This window comes from Bacillus sp. CCNWLW194 (assembly GCF_037120585.1).
Classification (GTDB): domain Bacteria; phylum Bacillota; class Bacilli; order Bacillales; family Bacillaceae_G; genus Bacillus_A; species Bacillus_A basilensis.
This window is the reverse complement of the sequence record NZ_JBBBBL010000001.1, coordinates 412992-422513: the sequence shown is the minus strand read 5'-3', so window position 1 is coordinate 422513 and position 9522 is coordinate 412992. Positions and strand designations below refer to the sequence as shown.

The following is a 9522-nucleotide window of genomic DNA, read 5'->3' as shown; positions in this document are numbered from 1 at the left end:
TTTTTATGTTACCACTTTTGTATTTTTATAACAACCTTTGCATAAAAATACCCTAGTCATGTGAGACTAGGGTGCAAGAAAGAAGCCACCCTTTCCAGTCTCACAGGACTGAATTAAAAGGTTATTATTATGAAGCAATCTGCTTAGATTGGTTTATTTGTTTTGTTTCCGGTAGTAGTAGATTTAACAGCACACCTACAATTGCTGCTAGTGCCATTCCTTCTACTTGGAATGATTCCCCTACGTGAAGTACCGCTCCACCAATACCGATTACTAGTATTACTGATGCAATCATTAAGTTTCGTTTGTCACTTAAATCTGTTTTATCGTCTACCATCATGCGTAATCCGCTTGATGCGATTACACCGAATAGTAAGATTGATACACCACCCATAACTGGTGTTGGGATCGAATGAATCAGTGCAGAAATCTTACCGATAAATCCGAACATGATTGCGAATACTGCTGAACCGATGAATAAGTATACACTGTACGCTCTCGTAATTGCTAGCACACCGATGTTTTCACCATACGTTGTATTCGGTGGCCCACCGATTAGTGATGCGATTAATGTTGCTATCCCATCACCGAAGATTGAACGGTGTAAACCTGGTTTTTCAATTAAATCTCTTTTAATAACATTTCCTAGTACAATTTGATGTCCGATATGTTCTGAAATTGTTACTAGTGCAACTGGTACCATCAAGAGTACAATCTTCCATGAAAACTCTGGTGTGTATGTTACAAATGGTACTGTGAAATCTGGTACAACAAACCATTTCGCCTCAGCTACCGGCTTTAAGTCTACTAGCCCTTGGAAGTAAGCGAAGATATATCCGCCGATAATGCCAAGTAACACTGGTATGATACTGAAAAATCCTCTTCCGAATATCGAGCATATAATTGTAATTGCTAATGTTACTAATGCTACTGAAAAGTGTGTAAAGCTATATTTGCCATCCGCACCGTTCATCGCCATGTTCACTGCTGTATGTGCTAAAGCTAGACCGATTACCATTACTACTGGACCAACTACGATTGGCGGAAGTAATTTCATAATCCACTCTGATCCTGATTTCTTAATTCCGAGTGAGATTAAGATGTACACAAGTCCTGCTAGCAAACCACCGAGCATTGCTGCTCCAGGTCCCCCTGCTGTTTTCGCTGTAATAATCGGTGCGATAAAGGCGAATGATGATCCTAGGTAGGCCGGTACTTGACCTTTCGTTATAAGAAGAAACGCTAACGTTCCTAATCCACTTGATATTAATGCTACTGACGGATTCAATCCTGTTAAAAACGGAACAAGCACTGTTGATCCAAACATCGCGAACAAATGTTGTATACTTAAAAATAACCATTTTCCCGGTTTCGGTACTTCATTAACATCTAACACTGGCTTTTGTTCCATTGTTACATCCTCCTTCAGTTTAATTCTTTGCAATAAAAAAACTCTTTGTGCCTGTGCACAAAGAGTCCTACACTTTCGTATGCCAAATTTGACATATGAAAGCCAAGACCCTTTGGCAGCCTCACAGGACTACATTTAAAAGGGCTTTACTTATCGTATATGCTTACTCGATCTTGTTGATCTGTCTCTTGCAAATCAACTTCGATACGCTCTTCACTTGATGTTGGAATGTTCTTTCCTACATAATCAGCGCGAATTGGTAGTTCACGATGACCTCTATCAACAAGAACTGCTAGTTGGATTTGTGATGGTCTACCTAAATCCATAAGAGCATCCATTGCTGCTCGAACTGTTCTGCCTGTATATAATACATCATCCACAAGGATAACTTTTTTCTTCGTAATATCTACAGGGATATCAGAACCTTTTACAAGTGGTTCTTCATTTTTCGATTGTAGCGTTAGATCATCACGGTATAACGTAATATCTAACTCTCCAACTTCTATTTCTTTTCCTTCAATTTGACCAATTCGTTCTGCCAAACGTTGTGCAATAAAAATTCCACGAGTTTTAATTCCGACAAGAACACAATTATCGACACCTTTATTTCGTTCCACGATTTCATGACTAATTCGTGTTAAAGCGCGGCGAATCATTTGGTCATCTAAAACGACAGCTTTCTCTTGCATGCTCTACACCTCCAAGCTTTTTTTCTTGCGTGAGAGTAATGGTATAAAAAAAGTCCTCTCAGCGTGTGCGAGAGGACTTTTGAAAAAAGGGTACAGCATACCCTAAGTATTTCAAACCGTTACCTTCTCAACCTCACGGGGCTGTGTTAAAGGATCATTATTTAACTGTTGTCAGTATCTCAGTTTTCTTATGATTTGTCAATACTATTTCCGTAAAATATTTAATGCATCTTCAAACACTTCTGGAATCGGTGCCTCAAACTGAATATATTCACCAGTACGAGGGTGGTCAAATCCTAAAATACCTGCATGAAGTGCTTGTCCATTCATGTCTAATGTTTTCTTTGGTCCATACTTTGGATCTCCTGCAAGTGGATAGCCAATATATTTCATATGAACACGAATTTGGTGCGTGCGTCCTGTTTCTAAGCGACATTCTACAAGTGTGAAATCTTTGAAACGCTCTAACACTTGGAAGTGAGTAACAGCGTTCTTACCGTTTTCATCAACTGTCATACTTTGACGCTCTTTCTTATCGCGACCAATCGGAGCATCAATCGTTCCCTTATCATGCGGGATAACACCGTGTACAATCGCTTTGTAACGTCTTGTTACTGTTTTTGCTACAAGTTGATTTACAAGTGATTCGTGTGCCATATCATTTTTAGCAACCATTAATAGGCCAGATGTATCCTTATCAATACGATGCACGATACCAGGACGCATTACACCGTTAATGCCTGATAAATCTGTACAATGATGCATAAGACCATTTACAAGTGTACCACTTGTATGACCTGGTGCTGGATGTACAACCATACCACGTGGCTTATTTACAACAAGCACATCTGCATCTTCATAATAAATTTCTAAGTTCATATCTTCTGCTTGAATATCTAACGCTTCTGGCTCAGGAATCGTTACTGTAATTTCATCATTTTCTTTAACTTTATAATTTACTTTTACCGATTTCCCATTAACTGTTACAACGTCATCTTTAATCCATTGCTGTACTTGTGAACGTGACCATTCACTGTTTATTTCTGCAACGAATTTATCAATTCGCTCATTTTTTTGCTCTTCTGCAACTGTTACTTGTACTACTTCACTCATTCAATTACTCCTTCGCTTTCTTGCCTTCTAATAATGTTTGAATAATAATTAATACAACACCAATACATAATGCTGAATCAGCTATATTAAATACTGGATAGTTGTACGAGAAAATATACACGTGAATGAAATCCACTACTTCTTGTCTAAATACACGATCAATAAAGTTACCAATTGCTCCGCCTAATATTAGACCTAATGAAATTCCTAGAAGCTTGTCTGTTTTTGCATATTTTTTCATATAAAATACGATAAATACTACAAAAATGACTGTAATAATGTAGAAGAACCACATTTTATTTTCTAAAATCCCCCAGGCAGCTCCTCTATTTCGATGTGATGTTATGTATAATACATTATCGATAATCGGAATGCTCGTACCCAATTCCATGTTTTTTACAATTAGCCATTTCGATATTTGATCGATGGCAATGACGAATAACGCTATTACATAATATATCATTTTCATTTCCCCCACAAAGACAGTGTACCTCAAAATTTTAGCATAGCTGCAACCTTTTCACAATGAACCTTTATAGAAGAATAAAATAAATTAAAAAAAGGTAATATAATATCGTTGTGCACATTCATACATTTACTTTTTCATAGAAAAATTCATGGATAGTACGGGCAGTCGGCATCGTTTTCATTTGTTTTACCGAAATTACTCTCCCTGTTTCTTCACAAATACCATACATATCTATTTCCATTTTAAATAATGCACGTTCTACATCTTTTAAATCCTCTTTTATATCATGTAATAGCAGTTTTTTCTTTATCTCTTCCTTAATTTCATATCCAAGCTCTTCGCTAAACTCTGTATCATATTTGTGCATGACCTCTTTAGCTAGTCTCTCTTGCAATTCTTTTCTCATCAATTGCAATTCTTCTTTTATTTCCATATACATTTCATTCACGTGTACATTCCTCCCAGCTGCAATGTACGATTAGTGTGTCCGAAATTTATATGCTTACCTCTCACACATTTTTCCTTCATAGGAAAGAGAGTGAAAGTTATTTCGATATACCATCAACATAAAAATGACTGCACTTTACGTGCAGTCATTTTTATTATTTTACATAATTTTCTTTAACAACTGTTGCACAACGCTCACATAATGTTTCATGTTCAGCATCTTTACCAATTGTTTCTGAAACTACCCAACAACGTTCACATGTTTCACCAGTTGCTTGAGCAACAACAACCGCTGTATGTTCATACTTAGGCGCATCTGCTGGCGCTTCTTCCATCAGACCACCAAGCTTATACTCAGAAACGATGAATAATTGCTTTAAGTCTTCGCTAATAGACTCTAGCATAGCTTTCATTTCTGCAGTTGGATATAACGTAATGCTTGCATTTAATGACTTACCGATTACTTTTTCATTACGTGCTACTTCTAACGCTTTTAATACGTCATCACGTAATGTCATGAATGCATCCCATTTTGTTTTCAATGCTTCCGCACCATCTAATTGTACAGCTTCTGGCATATCAGTTAATTGTACGCTTTCTTCTGTTACACCTGGAACATATGGCCATACTTCGTCAGCTGTATGCGGTAAGATTGGTGTTACAAGTTTTGTCAATGCAACAAGAACATCATATAATACCGTTTGAATTGCACGACGATCTTCATGGTTTGCACCTTCAATGTATAAAATGTCTTTTGCAAAGTCTAAGTAGAATGAACTTAAATCAATTGTACAGAAGTTATGAATTGCATGATATACAGCAGCGAAGTCGTATGTTTCATATGCTTCTTTTACTTTTGTAATTAAGTCATTTAATTTCACTAACATGTAACGATCTACTTCACGAAGTTCAGCTACCGCTACTGTATTTTCACTTGGCTTAAAGTCATCTAAGTTTCCTAATAAGAAACGGAATGTGTTACGGATCTTACGATACACTTCTGCTACTTGTTTTAAAATATCATCTGAAATACGTACATCAGATTGATAGTCAACAGAAGATACCCATAAGCGTAAAATGTCCCCGCCTAATTGATCCATAATTTTCTTCGGTACGACGATGTTTCCAATCGACTTACTCATTTTACGTCCTTCACCATCTAATACGAAACCATGGCTTAGTACGCCTTTATATGGAGCTTTACCTGTTACAGCAACTGCTGTTGATAATGAAGAGTTAAACCAACCACGATATTGGTCAGATCCTTCTAAATATAAATCAGCTGGACGTTGTAAGTCTTCGCGCTCTTCTAATACCGCTTGGTGAGAAGAACCTGAGTCGAACCATACATCCATGATGTCTGTTTCTTTACGGAATTCACCATTTGGGCTACCTGGATGTGTAAATCCTTCTGGTAATAGATCTTTCGCTTCACGCTCGAACCATACGTTAGAACCGTGTTCACGGAATAAATCTGCTACATGGTTAATTGTTTCATCTGTAATAATTGGATCACCATTCTCAGCATAGAATACAGGAATTGGCACACCCCATGCACGCTGACGAGAAATACACCAGTCACCACGGTCACGAACCATGTTATGAAGACGAGTTTCGCCCCATGCTGGTACCCATTTTGTTTCCGCAACAGCTTCTAATAACTCTTTACGGAATGCTTCAATAGATGCAAACCACTGAGCTGTCGCACGGAAAATAATTGGTTTTTTCGTTCTCCAATCATGTGGGTATGAATGCGTAATGAATGTTAGTTTCAGTAACGCGCCTACTTCTTCTAATTTTTCTGTAATTGGCTTGTTAGCTTTATCATAGAATAGGCCTTCAAATCCAGGTGCTTCCTCTGTTAATACACCTTTATCATCAACTGGGCAAAGTACTTCTAATCCATATTTTTTACCAACAACGAAGTCATCTTCCCCGTGTCCTGGTGCTGTATGAACACACCCTGTACCTGCATCTGTTGTTACGTGATCTCCTAGCATAACTAATGAATCACGATCGTAGAATGGATGTTTTGCAACTGTATACTCAAGTTCGCTACCTTTTACAGTTTTCACGACTTCAGCATTTTCCCACTCTAATGTTTTTGCAACTGTCTCAAATAGTTCAGAAGCAATAATATACTTTTCATCATTTACTTTTACAATGCTGTATTCAAGTTCTGGGTGAACAGAAATACCTAAGTTTGCAGGTAACGTCCAAGGTGTTGTTGTCCAGATAATGAATTTCTCATCACCTTCTAATACGTTCTTTCCATCTTTAACAGGGAATGCTACGTAAATAGATGCTGATTTTTTATCTTGGTATTCAATTTCAGCTTCTGCTAAAGCTGATTCACTCGTTGGAGACCAGTAAACTGGTTTTTGCCCTTTATAGATATAACCTTTTTTCGCCATATCACCAAACACTTTAATTTGTTGTGCTTCATAAGCTGGCTCTAAAGTAATATATGGGTTATCCCAATCAGCACGTACACCTAAACGCTTAAATTGTTCACGTTGACGTTCTACTTGTTCATATGCATACTCTGCACATAACTTACGGAACTCAGCAACTGTCATTTCTTTACGCTTTACACCTTTATTTGTTAAAGCTTGCTCAATTGGTAAACCGTGCGTATCCCAACCTGGAACATATGGTGCACAGTAACCAGTCATTGATTTATAACGAACAATAAAGTCTTTTAATACTTTATTTAATGCATGTCCCATATGAATGTCACCATTTGCATATGGAGGTCCATCATGCAGTACGAATAAAGGACGACCTTTTGTATGTTCTTGTACCTTTTCATAAATATTCATTTCAGCCCACTGTTCTTGCATTGCAGGCTCACGTTTTGGTAAATTCCCACGCATTGGGAACTCTGTTTTTGGCATTAGTAATGTATTTTTGTACTCCATGCTCAATTCCTCCTTACATGTATAAAAGAAAGACTTAAAAAACGGAATAAAAAAGAGACTTTCTCATCCCAAAAAGGGACGAGAAAGTCTCCCGCGGTACCACCCTAGTAGATCCTATACGTATGTATACAATCCTCTTTATATTCTTAACGCGAATATACGCCTACGCTTACTCTATTTGTTCAGCGCGGAACTCCAGGGTGATATTCCCATTATCTCCTTATCCTGAGCTTACACCGTCCTCAGTTCGCTATATAAGGTATGAAAAAGGTACTTATCCCTATCTTCGTTTTTCTTAATCAATATGTTGTTTAAAATTATATGTAATAATGAGAAAAACGTCAAGCTTACACTGTTTCTTCTTTTTTCAACAGCTCATCTACTTCGTCTTCTAACTCAATTAATTTATCCCAATCATCGTTGTTTAACATTTCAAGCTGTGTTTCTAATAACATACGGAAACGAGTGCGGAATACTTTCGCTTGTTTCTTCAGCTCTTCAATATCAAAAGCAACCTTTCTTGATTTTACTAATGCTTCGTTAATAATACGGTCTGCATTCTTTTCCGCTTCACGTACGATTAATTTTGCTTCTTTTTGTGCATTACGTTTTACTTCTTCCGCCGCTTCTTGTGCAACAACGATAGATTTGTTTAACGTATCTTCAATATTAGAAAAATGATCTAACTTTCCTTCTAATTGCGCAACTTTTTCTTCTAAAGCTTTCTTCTCACGAATGACTAATTCATAATCTTTGATAATTTGATCAAGAAACTCATTTACTTGATCCTCATCATAGCCACGGAATCCGCGACCAAATTCTTTGTTATGAATATCTAATGGTGTTAACGGCACAACGCCACCTCCAAGTAGTTATCTAAATTTCCTCTTTCAATTATATCTTTTCTTCGACAAAATAGGAGGATTTCCTTCTAAAAAACCAATCATTTTAGTATACCATACAAAATTCTCCATTTGTCGCGCTTTGTTCTACCTTCTACAGAAAACAATTTACTTCGTCCATATCCTCTCACTGAAAAAACATCTCCTGGATAACATTCATAAGAGGTTTGCTCCACTGTTTTCCAATTCACTTTTACTAGTCCATTTTTTATGAAAGGTTGTACTTTCTGTCTGGATATATGTAACATTTCAGCTAACATAACATCTAAACGAAGTGAAGAAACCGTTCCAGATTTCTCTCCCCACGTTTCTTGCATCTGTAGAATTTTTTCTCCTTGCACTGATGATAAGGAGACTTTCACTTTCCCTATCGATTGTAAGTTCATCTCAATATAAGATACAACTTCTTTCGCGACTACAATTTGGGCACGATTTTCTTGAAGCAAAATATCTCCACATTTTTCTCTCGTTAAACCAAGAGACATAAATGTACCTAATATTTGCCTATGTTCTAGCGTATAAAACTTGGAAGGATAGTCAATTTCTAATACCTCTACTTGAAATTCCTCTTCATTTACTACTAGATAGTCCGGATAAATGAGTGCTCTTTTACGCTCTGCATGAGGCGTTGCACCATCAAACTGTACAGCAACATCCCCTTGTCCTATTACCATATTGACAATTTGTTGTTGTCTTGGATCAAGGAAATCTGTTAGTTTCACTTGATGGTACTCCGCTGCTCGCTTCCACTCTAACACCTTATCCACAAAGACCTCTTCATCGGGTCTGAAATGTTCATAGATGCTCATGTATTTAACCTCTTACTATAAGAAATAGCGGAATATACTTACTAAACCATTCGTAGCAAGCTTTAACGCAAAAATCGCAACGAGTGGAGAGATATCAATCATACCAAGCGGCGGAATAAATCTGCGAAATGGTTCTAAATACGGTTCACAAATACGCGCAAGAAAATCTCCGAAAGTTGATTCCTTTGCACCCGGGAACCATGATAGGAGAATGTAAATAATAAGTGCCCACGAGTAAATCTCGATAGCAGTAATTAAAACGTTTAAAACTGTTACCATGGCGTATTACCACCTCTTTATATTTGTGTCTTCTTCTTCACCGAATAACTCTGAAATTGCACCAACAATATCTACATTTTCAGGCGTACACATAAATGTTTTCGGTCCTATTTTTTGAATGTCCCCGCCTATAGCGTATACAGTACCACTTAAAAAGTCAACGATACGTACAGCTTGATCAGTAGACATTCGTTGTAAATTAATCACAACAGCTCGTCTACCTTTTAAATGGTCCGCAATCCCTTGCGCTTCCGAATATGTGCGTGGTTCTAATAAAACAACTTTTGAAGATTGCTTTGCTGTTTCAATGCTCACAACATTTTGTTTCGGTTGCGCTTTTGGAAACGTAACATCTTGTTGTTCTGGCGGATCTTGCTGCTTCTTCATGTCTGTTTGCTCCTTTTCATAACTATATTGAGCTGCTTCTTTTTCTTCCGGTGTATCAAAAAAGAAGTACTTTACTTTTGACCAACTCATAATAA

The 9522-nt window shown here is 37.2% G+C and carries 10 protein-coding genes and 1 other annotated feature; all 10 genes read right to left on the bottom strand.

Going from position 1 to position 9522, the window contains the following annotated elements:
- Window positions 1–127: 127 nt before the first annotated feature.
- On the bottom strand, window positions 128–1411 hold the full coding sequence (gene uraA, locus V7S50_RS02390; protein ID WP_242252041.1) for a uracil permease: 1284 nt from the start codon (window positions 1409–1411) through the stop codon (window positions 128–130).
- 146 nt (window positions 1412–1557) lie between these two features.
- The gene (gene pyrR / locus V7S50_RS02385; RefSeq protein ID WP_242252042.1) at window positions 1558–2100 is read right to left on the bottom strand and encodes a bifunctional pyrimidine operon transcriptional regulator/uracil phosphoribosyltransferase; all 543 of its coding nucleotides are present in this window, start codon (window positions 2098–2100) and stop codon (window positions 1558–1560) included.
- 204 nt (window positions 2101–2304) lie between these two features.
- Window positions 2305–3213: an RluA family pseudouridine synthase gene (locus V7S50_RS02380; protein WP_063221165.1), complete on the bottom strand. Its 909-nt coding sequence runs from the start codon at window positions 3211–3213 to the stop codon at window positions 2305–2307.
- Window positions 3214–3217: 4 nt separating this feature from the next.
- Complete coding sequence (gene lspA / locus V7S50_RS02375; RefSeq protein WP_063221166.1) at window positions 3218–3676, bottom strand: lipoprotein signal peptidase LspA; 459 nt, start codon at window positions 3674–3676, stop codon at window positions 3218–3220.
- A 124-nt stretch (window positions 3677–3800) separates the two neighbouring features.
- Window positions 3801–4130 carry a molecular chaperone DnaK gene (locus V7S50_RS02370; RefSeq protein WP_001004659.1) on the bottom strand — a complete coding sequence of 110 codons (330 nt, stop codon included), beginning with the start codon at window positions 4128–4130 and terminating at the stop codon, window positions 3801–3803.
- Between the two features lie 154 nt (window positions 4131–4284).
- Complete coding sequence (gene ileS2 / locus V7S50_RS02365; protein WP_060632027.1) at window positions 4285–7050, bottom strand: isoleucine--tRNA ligase; 2766 nt, start codon at window positions 7048–7050, stop codon at window positions 4285–4287.
- A gap of 71 nt (window positions 7051–7121) precedes the next feature.
- Window positions 7122–7346 (bottom strand) — a binding site (T-box leader).
- A gap of 51 nt (window positions 7347–7397) precedes the next feature.
- The gene (divIVA, locus tag V7S50_RS02360; protein WP_001131611.1) at window positions 7398–7904 is read right to left on the bottom strand and encodes a septum site-determining protein DivIVA; all 507 of its coding nucleotides are present in this window, start codon (window positions 7902–7904) and stop codon (window positions 7398–7400) included.
- Window positions 7905–7993: 89 nt separating this feature from the next.
- Complete coding sequence (locus V7S50_RS02355) at window positions 7994–8761, bottom strand: YlmH family RNA-binding protein (RefSeq protein WP_098555024.1); 768 nt, start codon at window positions 8759–8761, stop codon at window positions 7994–7996.
- 15 nt (window positions 8762–8776) lie between these two features.
- Window positions 8777–9040, bottom strand: a complete 264-nt coding sequence (locus V7S50_RS02350; protein WP_060632029.1) for a YggT family protein — start codon at window positions 9038–9040, stop codon at window positions 8777–8779.
- Window positions 9041–9046: 6 nt separating this feature from the next.
- Entirely contained in the window at window positions 9047–9517 is a 471-nt protein-coding gene (locus tag V7S50_RS02345) for a cell division protein SepF (RefSeq protein WP_000119136.1), read from the bottom strand.
- Window positions 9518–9522: the final 5 nt, after the last annotated feature.